Annotated in this window: 21 protein-coding genes; 9 read left to right on the forward strand and 12 right to left on the reverse strand. The window is 73.6% G+C overall.

The genetic code is table 11. The features are described from left to right. Nucleotides 1–3 precede the first annotated feature (3 nt). The gene (locus HOY81_RS01150) at nucleotides 4–1,068 is read right to left on the reverse strand and encodes a PhoH family protein (RefSeq protein WP_237317015.1); all 1,065 of its coding nucleotides are present in this window, start codon (nucleotides 1,066–1,068) and stop codon (nucleotides 4–6) included. A gap of 391 nt (nucleotides 1,069–1,459) precedes the next feature. Beyond that, complete coding sequence (locus HOY81_RS01155) at nucleotides 1,460–2,680, reverse strand: PfkB family carbohydrate kinase (protein WP_237317017.1); 1,221 nt, start codon at nucleotides 2,678–2,680, stop codon at nucleotides 1,460–1,462. Between the two features lie 96 nt (nucleotides 2,681–2,776). Here HOY81_RS01155 and HOY81_RS01160 point away from each other — a divergent pair, with 96 nt between their 5' ends. Then, nucleotides 2,777–4,105: a 6-phospho-beta-glucosidase gene (locus HOY81_RS01160; RefSeq protein ID WP_237317019.1), complete on the forward strand. Its 1,329-nt coding sequence runs from the start codon at nucleotides 2,777–2,779 to the stop codon at nucleotides 4,103–4,105. 231 nt (nucleotides 4,106–4,336) lie between these two features. On the opposite strand, the gene HOY81_RS01165 is transcribed toward HOY81_RS01160, so the two are convergent. Both HOY81_RS01165 and HOY81_RS01170 read right to left on the reverse strand, forming a co-directional pair. Next, complete coding sequence (locus HOY81_RS01165) at nucleotides 4,337–4,606, reverse strand: protealysin inhibitor emfourin (RefSeq protein WP_237317021.1); 270 nt, start codon at nucleotides 4,604–4,606, stop codon at nucleotides 4,337–4,339. A 73-nt stretch (nucleotides 4,607–4,679) separates the two neighbouring features. Beyond that, on the reverse strand, nucleotides 4,680–5,786 hold the full coding sequence (locus tag HOY81_RS01170) for a M4 family metallopeptidase (RefSeq protein WP_237317023.1): 1,107 nt from the start codon (nucleotides 5,784–5,786) through the stop codon (nucleotides 4,680–4,682). A gap of 315 nt (nucleotides 5,787–6,101) precedes the next feature. Between HOY81_RS01170 and leuA the strand changes: the two genes are divergently transcribed. Further along, nucleotides 6,102–7,880, forward strand: a complete 1,779-nt coding sequence (leuA, locus tag HOY81_RS01175; RefSeq protein WP_237317025.1) for a 2-isopropylmalate synthase — start codon at nucleotides 6,102–6,104, stop codon at nucleotides 7,878–7,880. A 60-nt stretch (nucleotides 7,881–7,940) separates the two neighbouring features. Here the strand turns inward: leuA and HOY81_RS01180 are convergent, their stop codons facing one another. Beyond that, nucleotides 7,941–8,954: a MarR family transcriptional regulator gene (locus tag HOY81_RS01180; protein ID WP_237317027.1), complete on the reverse strand. Its 1,014-nt coding sequence runs from the start codon at nucleotides 8,952–8,954 to the stop codon at nucleotides 7,941–7,943. 214 nt (nucleotides 8,955–9,168) lie between these two features. On the opposite strand from HOY81_RS01180, the gene HOY81_RS01185 reads away from it, so the two are divergent. Beyond that, on the forward strand, nucleotides 9,169–9,324 hold the full coding sequence (locus HOY81_RS01185; protein ID WP_237317029.1) for a hypothetical protein: 156 nt from the start codon (nucleotides 9,169–9,171) through the stop codon (nucleotides 9,322–9,324). 95 nt (nucleotides 9,325–9,419) lie between these two features. Here HOY81_RS01185 and HOY81_RS01190 read toward each other — a convergent pair whose 3' ends face one another. After that, on the reverse strand, nucleotides 9,420–9,911 hold the full coding sequence (locus tag HOY81_RS01190; protein ID WP_237317031.1) for a general stress protein: 492 nt from the start codon (nucleotides 9,909–9,911) through the stop codon (nucleotides 9,420–9,422). A 249-nt stretch (nucleotides 9,912–10,160) separates the two neighbouring features. Here HOY81_RS01190 and HOY81_RS01195 point away from each other — a divergent pair, with 249 nt between their 5' ends. Then, entirely contained in the window at nucleotides 10,161–10,865 is a 705-nt protein-coding gene (locus tag HOY81_RS01195) for a TerB family tellurite resistance protein (protein WP_237317033.1), read from the forward strand. Nucleotides 10,866–10,913: 48 nt separating this feature from the next. Here HOY81_RS01195 and HOY81_RS01200 read toward each other — a convergent pair whose 3' ends face one another. Further along, on the reverse strand, nucleotides 10,914–11,579 hold the full coding sequence (locus HOY81_RS01200) for a peptidoglycan recognition family protein (protein ID WP_237317036.1): 666 nt from the start codon (nucleotides 11,577–11,579) through the stop codon (nucleotides 10,914–10,916). A gap of 141 nt (nucleotides 11,580–11,720) precedes the next feature. Beyond that, entirely contained in the window at nucleotides 11,721–12,605 is an 885-nt protein-coding gene (locus HOY81_RS01205) for a lysozyme (protein ID WP_237317038.1), read from the reverse strand. A 268-nt stretch (nucleotides 12,606–12,873) separates the two neighbouring features. On the opposite strand from HOY81_RS01205, the gene recO reads away from it, so the two are divergent. Then, nucleotides 12,874–13,629, forward strand: a complete 756-nt coding sequence (gene recO / locus HOY81_RS01210; protein ID WP_237317040.1) for a DNA repair protein RecO — start codon at nucleotides 12,874–12,876, stop codon at nucleotides 13,627–13,629. A gap of 82 nt (nucleotides 13,630–13,711) precedes the next feature. Next, the gene (locus HOY81_RS01215; RefSeq protein WP_237317042.1) at nucleotides 13,712–14,539 is read left to right on the forward strand and encodes an isoprenyl transferase; all 828 of its coding nucleotides are present in this window, start codon (nucleotides 13,712–13,714) and stop codon (nucleotides 14,537–14,539) included. 87 nt (nucleotides 14,540–14,626) lie between these two features. On the opposite strand, the gene HOY81_RS01220 is transcribed toward HOY81_RS01215, so the two are convergent. From HOY81_RS01220 to HOY81_RS01235, 4 genes are all read right to left on the reverse strand, one after another. Further along, nucleotides 14,627–15,043: a Fur family transcriptional regulator gene (locus HOY81_RS01220; protein ID WP_237317044.1), complete on the reverse strand. Its 417-nt coding sequence runs from the start codon at nucleotides 15,041–15,043 to the stop codon at nucleotides 14,627–14,629. Nucleotides 15,044–15,122: 79 nt separating this feature from the next. Beyond that, on the reverse strand, nucleotides 15,123–16,049 hold the full coding sequence (locus tag HOY81_RS01225) for a metal ABC transporter permease (RefSeq protein WP_237317046.1): 927 nt from the start codon (nucleotides 16,047–16,049) through the stop codon (nucleotides 15,123–15,125). Then, complete coding sequence (locus tag HOY81_RS01230) at nucleotides 16,046–16,825, reverse strand: metal ABC transporter ATP-binding protein (RefSeq protein ID WP_237317048.1); 780 nt, start codon at nucleotides 16,823–16,825, stop codon at nucleotides 16,046–16,048. Before HOY81_RS01230 ends, HOY81_RS01225 begins: the two co-directional genes overlap by 4 nt. Before the next feature lie 68 nt (nucleotides 16,826–16,893). Beyond that, a complete protein-coding gene (locus HOY81_RS01235; RefSeq protein WP_237317050.1) occupies nucleotides 16,894–18,000 on the reverse strand; it encodes a metal ABC transporter substrate-binding protein in 1,107 nt (368 codons plus the stop codon). Between the two features lie 160 nt (nucleotides 18,001–18,160). On the opposite strand from HOY81_RS01235, the gene HOY81_RS01240 reads away from it, so the two are divergent. The 3 genes from HOY81_RS01240 (at nucleotide 18,161) to dusB (ending at nucleotide 22,277) form a co-directional block, all read left to right on the forward strand. Further along, nucleotides 18,161–19,543: a glycine--tRNA ligase gene (locus HOY81_RS01240; RefSeq protein ID WP_237317052.1), complete on the forward strand. Its 1,383-nt coding sequence runs from the start codon at nucleotides 18,161–18,163 to the stop codon at nucleotides 19,541–19,543. Between the two features lie 202 nt (nucleotides 19,544–19,745). Beyond that, nucleotides 19,746–20,894, forward strand: coding sequence for an MBL fold metallo-hydrolase (locus HOY81_RS01245; protein ID WP_237317054.1), 1,149 nt, complete (start codon nucleotides 19,746–19,748; stop codon nucleotides 20,892–20,894). A gap of 207 nt (nucleotides 20,895–21,101) precedes the next feature. Continuing rightward, on the forward strand, nucleotides 21,102–22,277 hold the full coding sequence (dusB, locus tag HOY81_RS01250) for a tRNA dihydrouridine synthase DusB (RefSeq protein ID WP_237317056.1): 1,176 nt from the start codon (nucleotides 21,102–21,104) through the stop codon (nucleotides 22,275–22,277). Nucleotides 22,278–22,412 lie beyond the last annotated feature (135 nt).

The raw sequence follows: 22,412 nt of genomic DNA on the forward strand, positions 1-22,412 counted from the left end.
GGGTCAGCGCTTTCCGTTTCCCCGGCGGGAGGATCCTCCGCCGGACCCACCGGACTGGACGCCGTTCGAGGTGCCGTTCTGGTCGTCGTAGCGGTCGTACGCGTCGACGATGCGGCCGACCAGCTTGTGCCGTACGACGTCGGTGCTGGTGAGCCACGAGAAGTGCACGTCCTCGACGCCGTCCAGGATCTCCTGCACCTGGCGCAGCCCGCTCCTGGTGCCGCCGGGCAGATCGACCTGGGTGACGTCACCGGTGACCACGACCTTGGAGTCGAAGCCGAGCCGGGTCAGGAACATCTTCATCTGCTCCGGGTTCGTGTTCTGCGCCTCGTCCAGGATGATGAACGCGTCATTGAGGGTACGGCCCCGCATGTAGGCGAGCGGAGCGACCTCGATCGTCCCGGCGGCCATCAGCCGCGGGATGGAGTCGGGGTCGAGCATGTCGTGCAGCGCGTCGTAGAGCGGCCGCAGATAGGGATCGATCTTCTCGTAGAGCGTGCCCGGCAGGAAGCCGAGCCGCTCTCCGGCCTCCACCGCGGGCCGGGTCAGGATGATCCGGTTGACCTGCTTGGACTGGAGGGCCTGTACGGCCTTGGCCATGGCCAGGTAGGTCTTGCCGGTGCCGGCCGGCCCGATGCCGAAGACGACGGTGTGCTTGTCGATCGCGTCGACATAGCGCTTCTGGTTGAGCGTCTTGGGGCGGATGGTGCGGCCGCGGTTGGAGAGGATGTTCTGCGTGAGCACCTCGGCCGGGGCCTCGTGTCCGCCGCCCTCGCCGGTCTCCGCCTTGCGGAGCATCGAGATCGTGCGCTCCACGGCGTCCTCGGTCATCGGCTGGCCGGTCCGGAGGACCAGCATCATCTCGTCGAAGAGCCGCTGCACCAGGGCGACCTCCCCGGACGGGCCGGTGGCGGTGATCTCGTTCCCGCGGACGTGGATGTCCGTCTCCGGGAAGGCGTTCTCGATCACACGGAGGAGGGAGTCCCCGGAACCCAGCACCGTCACCATCGGATGCTTCGACGGGACGGTGAAGCGGGCGGTGTCCTGGGTGGTGGTTGTCTGCGTCATGGGCGGCCTCAGGGCCTGCTCGTCCCTCTCTGTGCTGCGACATGTGGTGCCTCCAGGGTACGCCGCGCCGCCGCGCGGCCCGAGGGCTTTTCCGCCGCTCCGGTGGTACCGGCGGGCCGGTTGAGCGACCGCCCGCCGCGACCGGCACGTTCCGTGTCCGGGCGTGCGGCCGGGGTGACGGATCCGGTCCGCTCCGGAAGACGTGAGCGCTCCGCGGTCAGGAGCGGCCGGTCCCGTACGGGCGCGGGGCGCACCCCGGGCGGAGGGGCGCCCGCCGTGCCTCGGAGACGGGGCGCGGTGGTCGCCGCGCCCCGGGAGCCACGGTGACCGCGGTGGTCGAGCCGCCCCGGAGCCGGGCACCCGGCGGGGGCGGACGCGCGGGGCGCTCCGGTCAGTGGGCGCGGAAGCCGATGGTCGGCACCGCCCGGCGCAGCGGCCAGTCCCGGCGGCAGCCGGGCAGCAGCGCGTCCAGGAAGGCGAAGCGCCGCAGCGCCGCGTGCCCGTCCCGGGCGAGCGCCGCCGACCGCACCCGCTCGTACCAGGCGGCCACCTCCACCCAGCCCGGCGCGGAGAGCGACCCGCCGAACTCCTGCACCGAGAGCGCCGCCGTCAGCCCCGCGAAGGCCAGCCGGTCCGCCAGCGGCCAGTCCGCCAGGGTGCCGGTGAGGAAGCCCGCCACGAACACGTCCCCGGCCCCGGTGGTGTCCAGCGCCTCCACCGCGATTCCGGGCACCTCCGCGGTCTCGCCGGTGCGCCCGTCCACCGCGCAGGCGCCGTCCGCGCCCATGGTCACCACCGCCAGCGGCACCCGCTCGGCGAGACGGTGGGCGGCCCGCCGTGGGCAGTCGGTGCGGGTGTAGCGCATGGCCTCGGCGGCGTTCGGCAGGAACGCCTCGCAGTGCGTCAGGTCGGCGAGCGCGCCGAGGTCCCAGCGGCCCGAGTCGTCCCAGCCGACGTCGGCGAAGACCCGGCTGCCCCGCCCGGCCGCGGTGGCCACCCACTCCTGGGGCTCGCCCGGAACCAGCGACGCCACGCAGGCCCGGGCCGGCGGCGGGCACTCCCGCTCGTCCTCCAGGGCCGCGTCCTTCGGCGGGGCCACGTGCCCGTGCGAGACCATGGTGCGTTCGCCCTCGTAGGCCATGGAGACCGTCACGGGGGAGTGCCAGCCGGGGACCGTGTGGGACATGGACAGGTCGATGCCCTCACCGCGCTCCAGCGCGTCCCGGCAGTAGTCCCCGTACATGTCGTCGCCGAAGGCCGCGGCGAGGGAGGTGCGCAGTCCCAGGCGGGCCAGCGCGGTGGCCATGTTGGCCACACCCCCGGGGCTGGAGCCCATGCCGCGCGCCCAGGACTCGGTGCCCCGCACCGGCGCCGCGTCCAGCCCGGTGAAGATGATGTCCAGGAAGACCGTCCCGGTCAGGTACACGTCGCACGCGGGGTCGTCCGGCCGCCGCAGCCCGGCCAGCGGGTCCAGCCAGCCGCTGGGGCCGCCGGCGGGCGTCCCGCCCGGCCCCGGGACGCCGTCCGGTCCGGCAGGGCCCGCCGGACCGTACCGGCCGGGCCGCCCCGGCTCCCGGATGCGTCGCCTGTCGTGCGTCTCGCCCGTGCTCACGTGCTTCTCCCTGTCGCGCCCTACCCGGCCAGTCTGCACCGGCCCGCGGCTTCGCATCATCGCGCTGCGGCCTCGAGGTGGGTTAGGTTCCGCAGCATGCGGCTCACGATTCTCGGCGGAGGCGGTTTCCGCGTACCCCTGGTCTACCGCGCGCTACTGACAGACGCGCGCCGCGGTACCCCCGGCCGCTGCACCGAACTGGTGCTGCACGACACCGACCGCCGGCGGGTGGAGGTGGTCGCCGGGATCCTCGCCCGGGAGGCGCGGGACGTGCCCGGCGCGCCCGCCGTACGGGTCGAGCCGGACCCGGACGAGGCGCTGCGCGGGGCGGACTTCGTCTTCTCCGCGATCCGGGTGGGGGGCACGGCGGGCCGGGTGCGGGACGAGCGGGTCCCGCTGGAGGAAGGCGTGCTGGGACAGGAGACGGTCGGTGCGGGCGGGGTGCTCTACGCGCTGCGCACCGTGCCGGTGGCGCTGGACGTCGCCGAGCGGGTGCGCGCCGTCGCACCGGACGCCTGGGTCATCAACTTCACCAACCCGGCCGGGATCGTCACCGAGGCCATGGGCCGGGTGCTGGGCGACCGCGTCATCGGCATCTGCGACTCCCCGGTGGGCCTGGTGCGCCGCGCCGCCCGCGCGGCCGGCGCCGATCCGGACGCCGTCCGCTACGACTACACCGGCCTCAACCACCTGGGCTGGCTGCGCTCACTGCGGCACGAGGGCCGCGAGCTGCTGCCCGGGCTGCTCGCCGACGACGCGGCGCTCGCGTCGTTCGAGGAGGGGCGGCTCTTCGGCGGGGAGTGGCTGCGCGCCCTGGGGGCGCTGCCCAACGAGTACCTGCACTACTACTACTTCCGTCGCGAGACCCTCGCCGCCGTGCGGGACGCCGCGGAGACCCGCGGCGCCTTCCTCCACCGCCGGCAGAGCGACTTCTTCGCCACCGCCGCCGAGGAGCCGGAACGGGCCCCGGAGCTGTGGGAGCAGACCCGCCGGGAGCGCGAGGAGACCTATCTCGCGGAGAGCCGGGAGGCGTCCGGCGGCTGGCAGCGGGACGGCTGCGACCTGGACGGCGGTGGCTACGACCGGGTCGCGCTCGCCCTGATGCACGCCGTCGCGCACGACACCCGTGCCGAGCTCATCCTCGACGTGCCGAACCGCGGCGCGGTCCCGGGGCTGGACGGGGAGGCGGTGGTGGAGACCGTCTGCACGGCCGGCGCGGACGGCGTACGGCCGCTGCCCGGCACCCCGCCCGGGCCGGCGGAGCTGGGGCTGATGCTGCAGGTCAAGGCGGTGGAGCGGGCGACCGTCGAGGCCGCCGTGAGCGGCTCGCGGCGGGCCGCGCTGCGCGCCCTTGGGCTGCATCCGCTGGTGGACTCCCCGGCGGTCGCCGCCCGCATCCTGGACCGCGCGGCCCCCTTCGGCTGACCGGCGGCACGGCGCTCCGGCGCGGCCGTGCGGCCTTCCGGCAGCCCTGGGCCTCCCGGACCGGGCCCGGGCAGGGCCCGGGACTTCCCGGACTCCGCGGGCCCGGTGCCCGCGGCGTCCGCCGGCTCCGGCCGGTGCGCACCGCCGGGGGAGGCGACGACCGGGACGACCACCCGGTCGATGCGCGCGGCCGTCAGCGCGCCCCCGCCGGCCGCGGGCGCCCGGCCGTCCTCAGGCCCCCTCCTTGAGCACCCGGGTGATCAGTGTGCGCTGGGCCTCGGTCAGGCGCGGGTCGGCGCAGTACGACGTCTCCCCGTCCGCCTCGATCTCGTAGTGGAAGCCGTCCGGCACACCGACCGGCCGTTCCTCCCGGTGGCCCTCGGCCAGCGCCGTCTTGGCCAGCGAGTCCAGCTCCGCGGCGTCCGCGCGGCCCGCGGTGTCGAGCGTGGCGCGGCGGGCGAGGCCCCCGAACCCGCCGGTGCGGATGACGGTGATGCGCATACGTCCATCCTGGCGCGGGCGGCCGGGGGAAGGTAAGGGGCCGCGCCGGTCCGTGCCGCGGTTCACCCCGATCTCACCCCCGTCCGGCGGGTTCCCCGGGCGTGACGCCCACGTCCGTCCAGGCCTGCCGGACCGCCTTCTCCTCCTCCGTCTCCTCTCCGGTGTCGCCGCCGTAGCGGGCGCGGGCCGCGGCGAGCGTCGCGCCGGCGAAGGCCGCGAAGCCGTCGTCGGGGCGCAGCGTGCCGCCGGTGAGCGTGTCGTACCAGATGCGGCCCGCGCGCTCCCAGGCGTGGCCGCCGAGCGCGGTCGCCAGCCGGTAGAAGGCGTGGTTGGGGATGCCGGAGTTGATGTGCACGCCGCCGTTGTCGCTGCTGGTGTGCACGTAGTCGTCCAGGTGGGCCGGCTGCGGGTCCCGGCCGAGCACGTCGTCGTCGTACGCCGTCCCGGGGGCCTTCATGGAGCGCAGTGCGTCGCCCTGCACGCGGTCGGTGAAGAGCTCGGCGCCGATCAGCCAGTCCGCCTGCGCCGCCGTCTGCCGCAGCTCGCGCTGCTTGATCAGTGATCCGAAGACGTCGGAGACCGACTCGTTGAGCGCGCCGGACTGCCCGTAGTACTCGAGGTTCGCGGTGTACTGGGTGACCCCGTGCGCCAGCTCGTGCCCGATCACGTCCAGGGCCAGGGTGAAGTCCCGGAAGACCTCGCCGTCCCCGTCGCCGAAGACCATCCGCTCGCCGTCCCAGAAGGCGTTGGCGTACTGCTCGCCGTAGTGCACGGTGGCGTCCAGCGGCAGCCCGGCGCCGTCGACGGAGTCCCGTTCGAAGCCCTCCCAGAAGAGGGTGAAGGTGGCGCCCAGGCCGGCGTAGGCGCGGTTCACCGACGCGTCCGTGCCGGGCTCGTCGCCCTCGCCGCGGACCTCACGCCCCGGCAGCCGCTCGGCGTGCTCCGCGTCGTGGACGGTGCGCTGCGGCGCGGCCGTGGCCCGGGAGCGGGACGCCGGGGGTGCGGCGGCCAGGGTGCGGGCCGCGGTCAGCTCCCGCCGGGTGCGGCGCAGCGCGTCCTGTTCCAGGGTGCGGCGGGCCGGGAGGGCGAGGCGGTCGTCGTCGGTCCGGGCGAGCCGGTCCAGCAGGTGCGGCGGCACGACGCCGCAGCGGGTCGGGTGGGTGCTCCGGTAAGCGTCCATACCAGGCAATGTGGCACTGGGTCACGTCTTTGTCACCGCTTGTGGCGGGGATTCATGAGAAGGAGTGTCCGGGGCGGCGCCCCGGCGCCCGGCCACGCGCCGGGCTCGCATGACGCGCCGGGGTCCGCATGGTGATACGCACCCGCGCGTTCCGTCCCGGTCCGCTACCGTGAGGGCCATCATGCGTTTCGGGCTGCTTCTTCTTAGCTGCCGCGGCGAGGGTCCGTAAGTCCTACGGCCGACCCCCTCCCCGCGGAGACCGGTGCTGTTCGCCGTCGGCCCCCAGCCACCACAGCCTCAGGAGCCCCGCGCATCATGACCCCTTCCGAGCCTGCCTCCGGCGCCGTACGCCCTGCCACGCCCGTGACCGCCGCGACCGTGCGGCAGCGCCCCTCCGGCATGCCGGTCCACCGGTACCGCCCGTACGAGCAGGTGCGGCTGCCGGACCGTACCTGGCCGGAGCAGCGCATCACCCGGGCGCCGCGGTGGCTGTCCACGGATCTGCGGGACGGCAACCAGGCGCTGATCGACCCGATGTCGCCCGCGCGCAAGCGGGAGATGTTCGACCTGCTGGTCCGCATGGGTTACAAGGAGATCGAGGTCGGCTTCCCCTCCTCCGGCCAGACCGACTTCGACTTCGTGCGCTCGATCATCGAGGAGGGCGCGATCCCGGAGGACGTGACGATCTCCGTCCTGACCCAGGCCCGCGAGGAGCTGATCGAGCGGACCGTGGAGTCGGTGCGCGGCGCGCACCGCGCGACGGTGCATCTGTACAACGCCACCGCCCCGGTCTTCCGCCGGGTCGTCTTCCGCGGCAGCCGGGAGCAGGTCCGGCAGATCGCGGTGGACGGCACCCGGCTGGTGATGGAGTACGCGGAGAAGCTGCTGGGGGACGAGACCGTCTTCGGCTACCAGTACAGCCCGGAGATCTTCACCGACACCGAGCTGGACTTCGCGCTGGAGGTCTGCGAGGGCGTGATGGACGTGTGGCAGCCGGAGGACGGGCGGGAGATCATCCTGAACCTGCCGGCGACGGTGGAGCGTTCCACGCCGTCCACGCACGCCGACCGCTTCGAGTGGATGTCGCGGAACCTCTCCCGGCGGGAGCACGTGTGCCTGTCGGTCCACCCGCACAACGACCGGGGGACGGCGGTGGCGGCCGCGGAGCTGGCGCTGATGGCCGGTGCGGACCGGGTCGAGGGCTGCCTGTTCGGCCAGGGCGAGCGCACCGGCAACGTCGACCTGGTGACCCTGGGCATGAACCTCTTCTCGCAGGGCGTGGACCCGCAGATCGACTTCTCCGCGATCGACGAGATCAAGCGCACCGCCGAGTACTGCAACCAGATGGAGGTCCACCCGCGGCACCCCTATGTGGGCGACCTGGTCTACACGGCGTTCTCCGGCTCCCACCAGGACGCCATCAAGAAGGGGTTCGAGGCGCTGGAGGCCGAGGCCGCCGAGCGCGGCACGGCGGTGGAGGACCTCACCTGGGAGGTGCCCTACCTGCCGATCGACCCCAAGGACGTGGGGCGTTCGTACGAGGCGGTCATCCGGGTCAACTCGCAGTCCGGCAAGGGCGGCATCGCCTACGTCCTGAAGAGCGACCACAACCTGTCGCTGCCGCGCCGGATGCAGGTCGAGTTCTCCCGGATCATCCAGGAGAAGACCGACACCGGCGGCGGCGAGGTGACCCCGGCGGAGATCTGGGCGGTCTTCCAGGACGAGTACCTGCCGACCCCGGGGCAGAGCTGGGGCCGCATCGCCCTGCGGAGCGCCCAGACCTCCAGCACGACCGAGGGCCACGACGCGCTGACCGTCGAGGCCACGGTGGACGGCGAGGACACCGTCCTGACCGGGACGGGCAACGGTCCGCTGGCGGCCTTCTTCGACGCCCTGCAGGCGATCGAGGTGGACGTGCGGCTGCTGGACTACGTCGAGCACACCATGAGCGAGGGCGCGGGCGCGCAGGCCGCCGCGTACATCGAGTGTGCGATCGGGGACAAGGTCCTGTGGGGTGTCGGCATCGACGCCAACATCGTCCGGGCCTCGCTCAAGGCGGTCGTCTCCGCGGTGAACCGCGCGGCACGGCGCTGACCCGGGCCCGCGGCCGGCACGCTACCCGGGGCGTGCCGGCCGCGGGCCCCTGCGGTCCGGTCAGATCCAGCCCTCCCGCGCCGCGTGCAGCGCGAGCTGGAAGCGGGTGGTCGATCCGGCGCGGGCGTGCAGGTCCATCAGGTGCCGGGAGAGGGTGCGCCGGCTGACGCCGAGCAGCCCGGCCATGGTCTCGTCGGTCAGCCCGCTGCCGAGCAGTTCCAGGATGCGCCCCTGGATGGGCGTCAGCGCGGACGGGATCCGGTCCCCGAAGTGCAGCGGGAACGCCGACTTCCACGAGCTCTCGAACAGCCCGGTGAGGGCGGAGAGCAGGCTGGAGGGGTGCACCACCAGCATGGAGTCGTTGTTCTCGGCCGCCACGCTCTCCTCCTCCATCAGGTCCTCTCCGACGAACGTCATCGAGACGATCGCCACCTTCCGGTCGAACACGGTGAGTTTCACCGGGACGGTCGGCAGTGCCCGTGCCTGTTCCCCGGCGGCGATGCAGGGCTGAATGTTCTCCGCGTAGTAGTCCGGATTCCGGACAGCGGATTTCGCATAGACGACGCGATAGGCCACTCCGCGGCCCAGGCCGTCGATTTCTATCGGGTTCGGGCCTCCGCCTGTGTGGTAAGGCGGCGAATCGAACCGCATCACCTCGTGACGCGCCGACTTCTCGATGTTGTGGATGCGCTCCACGATCTGCGGTCCGGTGACGACTTCGAGGAGATCCTCGGTGGGTTGCGGGTGGACCGTGCGACGGAAATCCCGGTAGGCGTTGAGCGCGGCGAGGCGCGCCCCCTGAATTTCCGCGGTGCGCGCGCCGGCCAGATACTCCAGCGCCAGCGTCGGCTCCACCGGCGTCAGACCGTCCTCGTCGGGGCCCACGGTGGCCAGCAGGCCCAGCTCGATGAGGCGCGCGGCCGACCCGGCCACCTCCCCGGGGCTCCGGCCGAGGCGCCGGGCGAGGTCCGCCCGGGGCGCGGGTCCGGAGCGGAGCAGCTCCCGGTACACGCCGATGTCGGGTCCGGCCAGGCCGAGGCGTATCAGCTCCGAAGAAAGCGCGTCGTCTCCCACACTGATCCCTTCCCGGCCGGCGGACGGCACCCGCACATTATCGCCGGTGGTACGGGACGGGCGGGCACCACCCGTGACCTTCCGGGGGCCGGAGGGCCCGGCCGGAAGCGGATGCCGGGTACCCGCCCATTCCAGCCAGCGGCCAGGTGTGGACACACCGCGGAAGAAGCCTCGGGTAGAAAGGGGCCGCCCGGAGCGAGGAATCGGAGGAGCCGTGGAAACGACTTTGCAACAAGCCCCCGAGATAACGGACGGCGACGGCGCGACCGTCTTCGCCCCGGAAGACCCGGAGGTCCACGAAGAGGTCTACTCCATAACCGACGAGGGCCGGGAACTGCTGAACCGGCTCGCCGCGCTCCAGGGCGAGTGACCGGTACCGCCCCCGGGTGGCGGTCGGCTGCGACCGGCGGCGGCCTCCGGGGGCGGGGACCGGGGGCCGCCTCCTGTCGCCGCCGGCCGCCGTCCCTACGGTGCCGGGATCAGCCCCTCGCGCTGCAGGATCTCGCGGGCCTCGCCGGCCCGGCCGCCCTGGGCGATCACGTCGTAGCGTGCGGCGGCCAGGGCCCGGGTGGACGCGAAGTCGCGGTGGCCGCCGGTGGCCGCATGCCCGGCGAATCCGAAGATCGCGCCCCACAGCGCACCGATGAGCAGTCCGCCCAGGATCAGCCCGAGCCACACCGGGCCCGTGGTGAAGAGGCCCACCAGCAGGCCGATGAAGAGCCCGAACCAGGCGCCGCTGGCGGCCCCCGCCGCGGCCGCGCGGCCCTTGGTGAGCCGCCCGGTGACATGCTCCACCAGCCGCAGGCCGGACCCGACGATGTCGATGTACTGCACCGGGAACTCGCGGTCCGAGAGCCGGTCGACGGCCTCCTGAGCCTTCTCGTATGCCTCGTAGCTCGCCACCGTGTTCCACTCGTCGCTGACCGGGTTTCTGGGCTGAGGATCGATCTGGGACATGTGTGGTTCCTCCATGGAAAGTCCCTCGAAGGCGGACATCCCTGTCCACTCCCGGGTGACCCGCCCGGGCGGTCCCATGCTCCGCCGGCCCCGGCGGAGCACCGTGAGGGCCGGGCGCGGCCGGTGCGGACGCGCGCCGGGCGGCGCGGGAATGGCCGACGGAGGGGCTGACGACGGCCGGGAGGTGTGGTTAACATCACGTCGGTCCCGGCAGCGTTGCCGGAACGTCGCCGAAATGGTGGAGGTGCGGTGTTGCGTTCCCGTGTCCGGCGAGGTCGGCTCCCGTGCCTCGCGGGCGTCCGTACCGCGTGGCGCACCACCGGCGACGGCGAGTTCTTCTGTCCCGCCTGCGGCGGCGACCGTGCCTTCCGGCACCGCACCGGCCACCGGCGGCTGGTGCTGCTGGGGCTGCCGCTGCTGCCCCGCGGCACAGCGCCCCCGGTCGTCGAATGCGCCGCGTGCCGGGGGCACTTCGGGACCGCCGCGCTGGAAGGCCTCACCACGCACCGGCTGAGCGCCCTGCTGCGGGACGCGGTGCACTCGGTCGCCCTCGCCGTGCTCGCCGCCAGCGGCTGCGGCTCCCGTACGACCCGGGAGGCGGCCGTCGAGGCCGTACGGGCCGCGGGTTATCCGGAGTGCACCGAGGACCAGTTGCTGGCGCTGCTCGCCGCGGTGCGGGCCGGGCCGCTGCACACCGCGGCCGCCGCCCTGGAGGAGCCGGACCCGCAGCTCGCGGTGCATATCGGCCTCTGCGAGGTGCTGGAGCCGCTCGCCCCGCACCTGGCGGCGCCGGGCCGGGAGAGGCTGCTGCTGCACGGCGCCGCCATCGCGCTCGCGGACGGGCCGTACCAGCCGGCTGAGCGGGAGGTGCTGGAGACCGTCGCCCGCACCCTGGCGATCCGCCCCGCGGACACCGAGCGCCTGCTCGCCGCCGCCCGCGCCCCCTCCTCCTGAGGGCCCGCATGCCGCGGTGCCGGTGCGGTGCCGCGCGGCGGAAGCGGCTCAGCCGAGCTCTCCGGCCACCTCGCTGCGGAGCTGCGGGAGCATGTCCTGGAGGACGCCGGGGCACAGGGTGTCGGAGTAGTCCATGTGCCCGTCGATCCGGTGCGGCGCGATGCCGTACTGCTCGCAGACGTAGGCGCAGAGCAGCACCAGCACCTCCCACTGGGCGTCCGGCGGCACGGCGCCGTCGTGGTATGCGCCCTCGTTGGCGATCCCGACGGCCTGGTCGTTCTGGCCGGAGGTGTGGGCGCCCTGCACGAAACTGGTGCCGCCGGTGAGGGTCTCCAGGCTGCGGTGCCGGCCCTCGGTGATCCAGCCGCCGCGACTGACCACGAAGTTGTAGCCGGTGTCCGTCCACCCGTTGCGGTCCATGTGGAGGTCCTGGACCCAGTGCGCGTGCGCATGGGCCTGGGCGCGGGAGAAGTCGGAGGTGTTCTCGCCGACGGTGTGGTGGACGATGATCTTGGTGGGCCGTCGGTACAGGACGTTCACGCCGTAGCGGGGCGGCCGGGCGTTCCATTCCGCGGTGCTGTCGATGTCCGGTTCGATCACTGTCGCGGCGGTACGGCCGGCGGCGTGGGCGGTGCCCGGCAGCGCGCAGGCGGCGGCGACGCCGGCCGCACCGGCGAGCAGCAGGCGGCGGCGGAGCGGGTTCTCAGGGGTCACGTTCTTCTCCTGGAGGCGGTGGGGGTGCGCCGGGAGGCGTGGGGGAGGGGAGAGGGGGCGGAGCCGGCCGCGGCCGGCTCCGCCGCGTGGTGCGGTCCCGCCGGGCCGCGAGGTGGGGTGCGGGCCCGGACGGGCCCGGGATCACGGCGTGTTGTTGGCCAGGGCCAGGAGCCGGGACCGGTCGCCGTTGAACTTGTTGCGGTCGACGTTCCCGGAGATGCCGCTGACGCTGCCGGTGCTGGTGTACTGCCAGACCGTCCAGGTGGGGAAGCCGTTCGGGATGGTCGGGCTGTGGTTGCTCGTCCAGTGCGCGACCCAGAGCGGGCTCTTGCTGTACATGCCGCCCCAGCTTCCGGTGCAGGTGTTCCACCAGCTCGCGGTCGTGTAGATCACCACGTCGCGGCCGGTGCGCGCCTTGTAGGTGTTGTAGAAGTCGTTGATCCAGGCGCGCATCTGGGTGGTCGACTTGCCGTAGCACATGCTTCCGTAGGGGTTGTGCTCGATGTCGAGCACGCCCGGCAGGGTGCGGTTGTCCGCCGACCAGGCACCGCCGTTGGAGGCGAAGAAGTTGGCCTGGGTGCCGCCGCCGGAGACGTCGGGGCGGGCGAAGTGGTAGGCGCCGCGGATGACGCCCGCGTAGTAGGCGTCCACATAGTTGCTGTTGAACCGCGGGTCCTCGTAGCTGGTGCCCTCGGTCGCCTTGATCCAGGCGAACTGGATACCCGAGTTGCGCACCGAGTTCCAGTTGATGGCGCCCTGCCAGTGGGAGACGTCGATCCCCTGCACGCCGCTGCCGTGGCTCTGGGTACCGGGGGAGGGCGCCTGCTCCGGGCCCTGTCCCTCGTGGATGCGCTGGCCCACGCCCATGTAGGCGTCGCCCTCCTGGATCGGCTTCGCGCCGGCCGGAGGTGCCGCCAGGGCGGTGCCTGCCGTGCCGAGCAGCAGTGCCAGGACCGCGCCGAGGACGCCGGCCACGGTGGCCCCGCGCAGCCTGCGGCGGGGGGTGCGGGATCTCTGCGAGAGCATGCCTGCCTCCTGATGCGTCGTGAAGGACGTACGGGAGTCCTGTGGTTGACGTGTACTCGTCACACGATGCCCTCGGCGGAAGTGGCGTAAAGACTTTCCACACACCCCCTGTGGTCTGGACCTCTGCGGACGCAGAGGAGCTGCGAGAACGGGGTCCGATGTCGGAAACTTTCACGGTATGGAAACGAGCCGCCCCCTCCGGGCGGCTCGCCGTACGGGTCCACCGGGCGGCGCCCGCCGCCCCACCCGCATGGGCGAGAATGGCCGCATGAGTCTGTTCCGCGACGACGGCATCGTGCTGCGCACCCAGAAGCTGGGCGAGGCGGACCGGATCATCACCCTGCTGACCCGCGGGCACGGCCGGGTGCGGGCGGTGGCGCGCGGCGTGCGGCGCACCAAGTCCAAGTTCGGCGCCCGGCTGGAGCCGTTCAGCCATGTCGACGTGCAGTTCTTCGCCCGCGGCAGCGACCTCCTGGGCCGGGGGCTGCCGCTGTGCACGCAGACCGAGACCATCGCGCCCTACGGCAGCGGCATCGTCGGCGACTACGACCGCTACACGGCCGGCACCGCCATGCTGGAGACCGCCGAGCGCTTCACCGACCACGAGGGCGAGCCGGCCGTGCAGCAGTACCTGCTGCTGGTGGGCGGACTGCGCACGCTCGCCGGGGGCGAGCACGCGCCCGGCCTGGTGCTGGACGCCTTCCTGCTCCGCTCCCTCGCCGTCAACGGCTACGCGCCCAGCTTCGGCGACTGCGCCCGGTGCGGGCTCCCCGGGCCGAACCGGCACTTCTCCGTCTCGGCCGGCGGCACCGTGTGCGGCGACTGCCGGGTGCCCGGCAGCGTCGTCCCCTCGCCCGAGGCGCTGCGGCTGCTGGGCGCGCTGCTGGCCGGGGACTGGCCGACGGCGGACGCCACCGAGGCCCGGCACGCCCGGGAGGGCAGCGGGCTGGTCTCCGCCTACCTGCACTGGCACCTGGAGCGGGGCCTGCGCTCGCTGCGCTACGTGCGCCAGTCCCAGGGGTGAACCGGGCGGAACGCCCACGCCGCCGGGTCGGCTAGGCTCACTCGGTGAGTCTCCCGCACGACCCGATGGAGCTGAGGCACCCATGGCCCGTCGCGGAATGCTGTCCCGGCAGCGTCGCGTATCCGCCGACCACGCAGTCCCCGAGCCGCACCCCTCGGGGGCGCGGCCGCCCGAGATCCCGGCGGAGCTGGTGCCGAACCACGTGGCCGTCGTCATGGACGGCAACGGCCGCTGGGCCAAGGAGCGCGGCCTGCCGCGCACCGAGGGACACAAGGTGGGCGAGGGCGTCGTGCTGGACGTGCTCAAGGGATGCCTGGAACTCGGCGTGCGGAACCTCTCGCTCTACGCCTTCTCCACCGAGAACTGGAAGCGCTCGCCCGAGGAGGTGCGCTTCCTGATGAACTTCAACCGCGACGTCATCCGCCGCCGCCGGGACGAGATGGACGCCCTGGGCATCCGCATCCGCTGGGTGGGCCGGATGCCGAAGCTGTGGAAGTCGGTCGTGCAGGAACTCCAGGTCGCGGAGGAGCAGACCCGGGGCAACGACGCCATGACGCTCTACTTCTGCGTCAACTACGGCGGCCGGGCGGAGATCGCGGACGCGGCGAAGGCGATCGCCGAGGAGGTGCGGGCCGGGCGGCTGGACCCCTCGAAGGTCAACGAGAAGACGCTGCGGAAGTACCTGTACTTCGCCGACATGCCCGACGTGGATCTCTTCCTGCGCCCGTCCGGGGAGCAGCGCACCTCGAACTACCTGATCTGGCAGAGCGCGTACGCGGAGATGGTGTTCCAGGACGTGCTGTGGCCGGACTTCGACCGGCGCGACCTGTGGCGGGCCTGCCTGGAGTACGCCAAGCGGGACCGGCGCTTCGGCGGCGCCCAGCCGAACGAGGTGACCGCGGCCCGCTGACGGCCCCACCCGGGGCCCGGAGCCGCGGGCGCGGACGGTGCCGGTCCTGCTCCACCGGACGGCCGGTCCCGTCCGCCCGGCGCCGGCTCACCGCCGCGCGGCGGCGCACTCCCCGCAGGTGCCGAAGACCTCCACGGTGTGCCCGACGTCCACGAACCCGTGCTCGGCGGCGACGGCGTCCGCCCACCGCTCCACGGCCGGGCCCTCCACCTCCACGGCCTTGCCGCAGTGCCGGCAGACCAGGTGGTGGTGATGGTCGTCGCTGTGGCAGCGGCGGTAGACCGCCTCCCCCTCGGCCGTGCGCAGCACGTCCACCTCGCCCGCGTCGGCGAGGGACTGCAGGGTGCGGTAGACGGTGGTCAGGCCCACGGAGTCGCCGCGGTGCTTGAGCATGTCGTGCAGCTCCTGCGCGCTGCGGAACTCCTCGACCTCGGCCAGCGCCGCCGCCACGGCTGCGCGCTGGCGCGTCGACCGTCCGCGGACGGGGGGTCCTGCGGTGGCCACCGTTGCCTCCTTCGTCGACTGCATCGGGACCGGCCCGGCCATTGTGCCAGGTGTGGTGGGCGCGGCCGGGGAGCAGTCGTTACGTCTGCGCCGGGATGTGCGTCCGCTCGCCGGTGCCGTCCCTGCCGCTCTCACTGCCGTCGCAGCCGTCCTTCCCTTCGCCTTCCCCGCCGCCGGCGCCGGCACGCCGGGCGCGCCGCCGGGCGAGCGGGGTGGCGACCGCGGTCACCAGCGCGAACAGCGCGATGGCGAGCAGCACGATGCTGGCCCCGGGCGGCACGTCCTGGTAGTAGGAGACCGTGGTGCCGGAGAGGGTGACCAGCACCCCGAAGCCCATGGCCGTCCCGAGCGTGGCCGCGAACCCGCGCGCCGCCTGCTGGGCGGCCGCGACCGGCACCACCATCAGGGCGCTGACCAGCAGCAGTCCGACGACGCGCATGGCGACGGTGACGGTGATCGCGGCGGTGACCGCCAGCACCAGGTTGAGCAGCCGCACCGGCAGCCCGGTGACCCGGGCGAACTCCTCGTCCTGGCAGACGGAGAAGAGCTGCCGCCGCAGGCCGAGCGACACGCCGAGGACGACCACCGCCAAGCCGACGATGGTGATCAGGTCGGAGGGGGCGACGGTGGTGATGGAGCCGAAGAGATAGGTCAGCAGGTTGGCGTTGGAGCCGCCGTCCGAGACGTTGACCAGCATGACGCCGCCGGCCATGCCGCCGTAGAAGAGCAGGGCCAGCGCGACGTCGCCCTGGGTCTTGCCGTACCAGCGGATCAGCTCCATGGCCGTCGCGCCCAGGGCCGCGACCACCACGGCCGTCCAGACGGGGTTGGTGCTCAGCAGGAAGCCGAGCGCCACCCCGGTCAGCGCGACATGGCCGATGCCGTCCCCCATGATCGCCTGCCGGCGCTGCACCAGGTAGATCCCGACGGCGGGTGCGGCGACGCCGACGATCACCGCGGCGAGCAGTGCCCGCTGCATGAAGTCGTACTGGAGCATCTCGGTCATGGCAGGAGTCCGGTCCCGATCCGGGGGGCCTGGAGGGCCCCGGGCGTGTCGTGCGGGTGGCAGGCGAGGTCGTGGAGCTGCTCCGGCCGGTCGACGCGTTCCACCAGGCCGTCGCGCAGCACCACCGCCCGGTCGATCAGCGGAGCCAGCGGGCCGAGCTCGTGCAGCACCAGCAGCGCCGAGGTGCCGCCCGCGACCTGCTCGCGCAGGGTGCCGGCGAGCACCTGCTGGCTCTCCAGGTCCACACCGGCCAGCGGCTCGTCCATGATCAGCAGGTCGGGGGCGCCGACGAGCGCGCGGGCGATCAGGACCCGCTGGTGCTGGCCCCCGGAGAGCGCGGTCACCGGGTCCCCCGCGCGGTGGGCCAGGCCCACCAGGCGCAGGGCGTTCTCCAGCGCCGCCTTGTCCGTGCGGCGCAGCGGGCGCAGCCGGGTACGGGCCAGCAGCCCGGAGGCGACGATCTCCCGCACGGTGGCCGGGACGCCGCCGGCGGCCGTGGAGCGCTGCGGGACGTAGCCCACCCGCCGCCAGTCGCGGAAGCGGGCCAGCGGGGTGCCGAAGAGCTCCAGGGTGCCGCTGGTGAGCGGGACCCGGCCGGTGACGGTGCGGACGGTCGTGGACTTGCCGGAGCCGTTCGCGCCGAGCAGCGCGACGACCTCGCCGCGGTCCACGGTCAGGTCGATGCCGCGCAGCACGGTGCGTCCGCCGAGCGCGGCGGTGGCGCCGCGCAGCGCGATGGCGGGTTCCGGCGCCGGGCGGGCTTCCGGGTGTCCCATGGGGTCTCCTTCGCCGTGGCGGTGGCTGCGGCCGTGGACGCTGCCGTCCGGGGCCTCCGCGACGCCGTTCATGCCGCGCCGAGGGCGGTGCGCAGGGCCTGGAGGTTCTGCCGCATCACCGTGAAGTAGTCCTGTTCGCCGGGCTGCACCACGGCGACCGGGTTCAGCACGTCCGTCTTCAGGTCCAGGTCGCCGGCGAGGGCCCGTGCGGTGCCCTTCTCGGCGCCGGGCTCGGTGAAGACCGTGCTGACGCCGTCCTCCTCGACGAGCGTGTGCAGTTCCTTGAGGTGCGCGCCGCTGACCGAGCCGGACTCCGGGTCCAGGCCCGCGATGGACTCCTCGTGCAGGCCGTACCGGTCGGCGAGGTAGCCGAAGGCGGCGTGGGTGGTGAGGAAGGTGTCGCCGGTGCGGTCCTTCAGGCCGGCGGTGAAGTCCCGGTCCAGCTTCTCCAGACGCTGCACCAGGCGGTCGGCGTTCTTCTCGTACGCCGGCGCGTGCTCCGGGTCGGCCTCGGCCAGCTTCTTGCTCACGCCCTCGGCGATCTTCGCGTAGCGGACCGGGTCGAGCCAGACGTGGGGGTCTCCGTCCGCGGTGGAGTGGTCGTGTCCCTCGTGCCCGGACTCCTCGTGGCCCGGGTCCTCCCCGGTGTGCTCGTCCCCGTGCCCGTGCTCACCGGAGTGCTCCTCGCCGTGGGCTCCGGCCTGCTCCTCCCGGTGCTCCTCGCCGTGCTCCCCGGCACCGTTCTTCTCCAGGGAGACGAAGGAGGTCGCCTCCGCGAGATGCTCCGCGCCGGACTGCTCGACGGCGGTGTCGACGGCGGGCTGGAGCCCCTTGACGTAGACGACGAGGTCGGCCTCGCCGATCTCCCCGACCTGCCGGGGGGAGAGTTCCAGGCCGTGCGGCTCGGTGCCGGGCCCGGTGAGCGTGCTGACCGAGACGTGGTCGCCGCCGATCTCCCGGGTCAGGAACTCCATGGGATAGAAGGACGTGACGACGCTCACCTTCCCGTCGTCCGCCGCGGAGTCGCCCCCACAGGCGGTGAGTGTCAGGGCGCCGAGGGTGAGCGCGCCGCCCAACGCGACCGCGCGGAGGGGAACTCGCTGCCGGAAGGGCCCGCGGGAGCGCCGGGCGGGGCGTATGAGGGGGCGGAGGAGGGAGGAGCGTCGAGCCTTCATGACACTGATTTTCATACCAGTTGGAAATGATTGTCAAATGCCGCCCCGGGAGCCGGTCCTCACCGCCCGGCCCCGGCGCCCGGTCCGGCACCGATTTGATCCGGGCCCCGTCTCCGCCGGTAATCTGAGGTATTCCGTCGTCGTTGATGAAGAGAGCACCGTGGCCGCCGACAAGATCGACACCATCGTCAGCCTCAGCAAGCGCCGTGGCTTCGTCTATCCCTGCAGCGAGATCTACGGTGGCCAGCGCGCCGCCTGGGACTACGGACCGCTGGGCGTGGAGCTCAAGGAGAACATCAAGCGCCAGTGGTGGCGTGCCATGGTCACCTCGCGCGAGGACGTGGTGGGCATCGACTCATCGGTGATCCTGGCCCCCGAGGTCTGGGAGGCGTCCGGGCACGTCGCCACCTTCACCGACCCGCTCACCGAGTGCACCTCCTGCCACAAGCGGTTCCGCGCCGACCACCTGGAGGAGGCCTACGAGGCCAAGCACGGCCGCCTGCCGGCGAACGGCCTTGCCGACGTCAACTGCCCGCACTGCGGTAACAAGGGCGCCTTCACCGAGCCCCGGCAGTTCTCCGGGCTGCTCGCCACCCACCTCGGCCCCACCCAGGACTCCGGCTCCGTCGCCTACCTGCGCCCGGAGACCGCCCAGGGCATCTTCACCAACTTCGCGGCCGTCCAGCAGACCTCCCGGAAGAAGCCGCCGTTCGGCATCGCCCAGATGGGCAAGTCCTTCCGGAACGAGATCACGCCGGGCAACTTCATCTTCCGCACCCGCGAGTTCGAGCAGATGGAGATGGAGTTCTTCGTCAAGCCGGGCGAGGACGAGAAGTGGCACGAGTACTGGATGGAGCAGCGCTGGAACTGGTACCGGGACCTCGGTCTCCAGGAGGGCAACCTCCGCTGGTACGAGCACCCGAAGGAGAAGCTCTCCCACTACTCCAAGCGCACCGCCGACATCGAGTACCGCTTCAACTTCGGCGGCAGTGAGTTCTCCGAGCTCGAGGGCGTGGCCAACCGCACCGACTTCGACCTCTCCGCGCACTCCAAGGCCTCCGGCCAGGACCTCTCCTACTTCGACCAGGAGGCCGGCGAGCGCTGGACGCCGTACGTCATCGAGCCCGCGGCCGGCGTCAACCGCGCCATGCTGGCCTTCCTGCTCGACGCCTACGTCGAGGACGAGGCGCCGAACGCCAAGGGCAAGATGGAGAAGCGCACCGTGATGCGGCTCGACCCCCGGCTCTCCCCGGTCAAGGTCGCGGTGCTGCCGCTCTCCCGCAACGAGAAGCTGTCGCCGAAGGCCCGTGGCCTCGCGGACACCCTGCGCAAGCACTGGAACATCGAGTTCGACGACGCCGGCGCCATCGGCCGCCGCTACCGCCGGCAGGACGAGATCGGCACCCCGTTCTGCGTCACCGTCGACTTCGACACCCTGGACGACAACGCGGTGACCGTGCGCGAGCGCGACACCATGAAGCAGGACCGGGTCTCCCTCGACCAGATCGAGGGGTACCTGGCGAGCCGCCTGCTCGGCTGCTGAGCGGCGGTCGCGCACTGCCGCCCGCGGCACTGCCCGAGCAGTGCGCGGCGGGCCCGGACCCCGGCCACGGAGCCGGGTCCGGGCCCGCCGCGCGCTGGGGCCTGCCTGCGCCCGCCGCGCGCCCGCGCCCCCGGCGCGGAACAATGCGAGGTACGGCGCACGTTTCCCCCGGTGTCGCACTGTCACGGGAGGTCGAGGTCACATGAGGGCATGGCGCCCCGCAGCGTTCGGAGCCGAGCCGTCGGGTGAGCGGCTGGCACGCATCCGCCGCTCGCCGCAGTACGACCCGGTCACCGAGACCTTCCGCAACCCGGTCCCGGCCGGCACCGCGCCCCGGCCCACCGGCACCCGCTGGGAGATGTTCCGCACCCTGCTCCGCCGCGACGGCCGCACCCCGGCCGGACCGCTCCCGGTGCAGCGCCCCGAGCTGGACCGGGCCCCCGCCTCCGGGCTCCGCCTGACCTGGCTCGGGCACGCCACCGTGCTCGCCGAGATCGACGGCCGCCGGGTGCTCTTCGACCCGGTGTGGGGCGAGCGCTGCTCCCCCTTCGCGTTCGCCGGGCCGCGCCGCTTCCACCCGGCCCCGCTCCCGCTCGACGCGCTCGGCCCGCTGGACGCGGTGGTGATCTCGCACGACCACTACGACCACCTCGACCTGCCCACGGTCCGCGCCCTGGCCGGCTCCGGCGTGCACTTCGCCGTCCCGCTGGGCGTCGGCGCCCACCTGGAACGCTGGGGGCTGCGCCCGGACCGCTTCACGGAGCTGGACTGGCACGAGTCCACCGAGCTCGCCGGGCTCACCCTCACCGCCACCCCCGCCCGCCACTTCTGCGGCCGCGGCCTGCGGAACCGGCAGCGCACCCTGTGGGCCTCCTGGGTGGTCACCGGCCCCGGGCACCGGGTCTTCCACAGCGGCGACACCGGCTACTTCCCGGACTTCGCCGGCACCGGCACCCGGTACGGCCCGTTCGACGCGACGATGATCCAGGTCGGGGCGTACAGCGACTACTGGCCGGACATCCACATGACGCCAGAGGAGGGCGTGCGCACCCACCTGGACCTGGCCGGCGGGGCCGTGAGCGCCACCGGCAGCGTGCTGCTGCCCATCCACTGGGGCACCTTCAACCTCGCGCCACACCGGTGGCAGGAGCCCGCCGAGCGGATGCTCACCGCCGCCGCCGAGGCGGACGTGCGGCTCGCCGTCCCGGTGCCCGGCGGCTCCTTCGAGCCCGCCGGGAAGCTGCCCGCGGCCCCCTGGTGGCGCTCCGTCGGCGCGCCCGCGGCGCCCCGGACGGTCGCGCGCCCGGCCGCCGGGACGGCGGACGAGGTCCGGGCCCCCACGGGCGGCTGACCCTCCGGGAGCGCCGGCGGGCCGCGGTCCGGCCGGCCGGCCGCGTCCCCGTACGGGCGGCGAGGCGCCGGGCCCTGCCCGGCCCGGCCACGGCACACCCCGGATGGGTGACAATGGGGAGTCTGTCCGTACCGCCGCCGCGGGCACCGGCCCGAGCGCCCGGTGCACCGCCGGCCCCCGACCGCAGGACCGGAGGTCGCCCCCGCCATGCCGCAGCCGCTCCAGATCGGTTCGCACACCGTGCAGCCCCCGGTGGTGCTCGCACCGATGGCGGGGATCACCAACGCCCCGTTCCGGACGCTCTGCCGGGAGTTCTCCGGCGGCCGCGGGCTCTTCGTCAGCGAGATGATCACCACCCGGGCGCTGGTCGAGCGGAACGCCAAGACCATGCGGCTGGTGCACTTCGACACCACCGAGCGGCCGCGCTCGATCCAGCTCTACGGGGTGGACCCGGCCACCGTCGGCAAGGCGGTGCGCATGATCGCCGAGGAGGACCTGGCCGACCACATCGACCTCAACTTCGGCTGCCCGGTGCCCAAGGTGACCCGCAGGGGCGGCGGTTCGGCGCTGCCCTACAAGCGGCCGCTGCTGCGGGCCATCCTCCGGGAGGCCGTCACCGGCGCCGGCCGGCTGCCGGTGACGATGAAGATGCGCAAGGGGATCGACGACGGCCACCTGACCTACCTCGACGCCGGGCGCATCGCCGTCGAGGAGGGCGTGACCGCGGTGGCCCTGCACGGCCGTACGGCCGCCCAGCACTACGGCGGCACCGCCGACTGGGAGGCGATCGCCCGCCTCAAGGAGACCGTGGCCGCGGCCGCTGAGGACGCGGGCCGGGCGGTCCCGGTGCTCGGGAACGGCGACATCTGGTCCGCCGACGACGCGGTCCGGATGGTGCGGGAGACCGGCTGCGACGGCGTGGTGGTCGGCCGTGGCTGCCTCGGCCGGCCGTGGCTCTTCGCCGACCTGGTGGCGGCCTTCGGCGGCGACGGCGTACCGGGCGCCGGCCCGGCCGCGTACGCCCGCCCGACGCTGCGCGAGGTCGCCGCCACCATGCTGCGGCACGCGCGGCTGCTCGGCGAGTGGCTGGAGGACGAGGCGCGCGGGGTGATCGACTTCCGCAAGCACGTCGCCTGGTACACGAAGGGCTTCTCCGTGGGCTCCGGCATGCGCCGCAAGCTGGCCGTCGCGGCCTCGCTGGAGGAGCTCGAGGCGCTCCTCGGCGAGCTCGACCTGGACCAGGAGTGGCCGCCCGGCGCGGACGGCCCGCGCGGGCGCAGCTCGAGCCGGGACCGGGTCGCGCTGCCCGACGGCTGGCTGGACGACCCGTACGACTGCGCCGCCGTGGCCGTGGACGCGGAGCAGGACACCTCGGGCGGCTGACCCGCACGGGCCGCCGGGCGGCTGCCCGTGGGGCGGGAGGGCCGGTCACGCCGGGCCGCCCGTGGGGGCCGGGACGGCCGCCGTCCGCGGTGTGCGGGCCGCCGGTGCGCGGGCTCTCGCCTCCGCGCGGGCGCG

It is taken from the genome of Streptomyces sp. JJ36 (assembly GCF_021696945.1).
Lineage (GTDB): Bacteria > Actinomycetota > Actinomycetes > Streptomycetales > Streptomycetaceae > Streptomyces.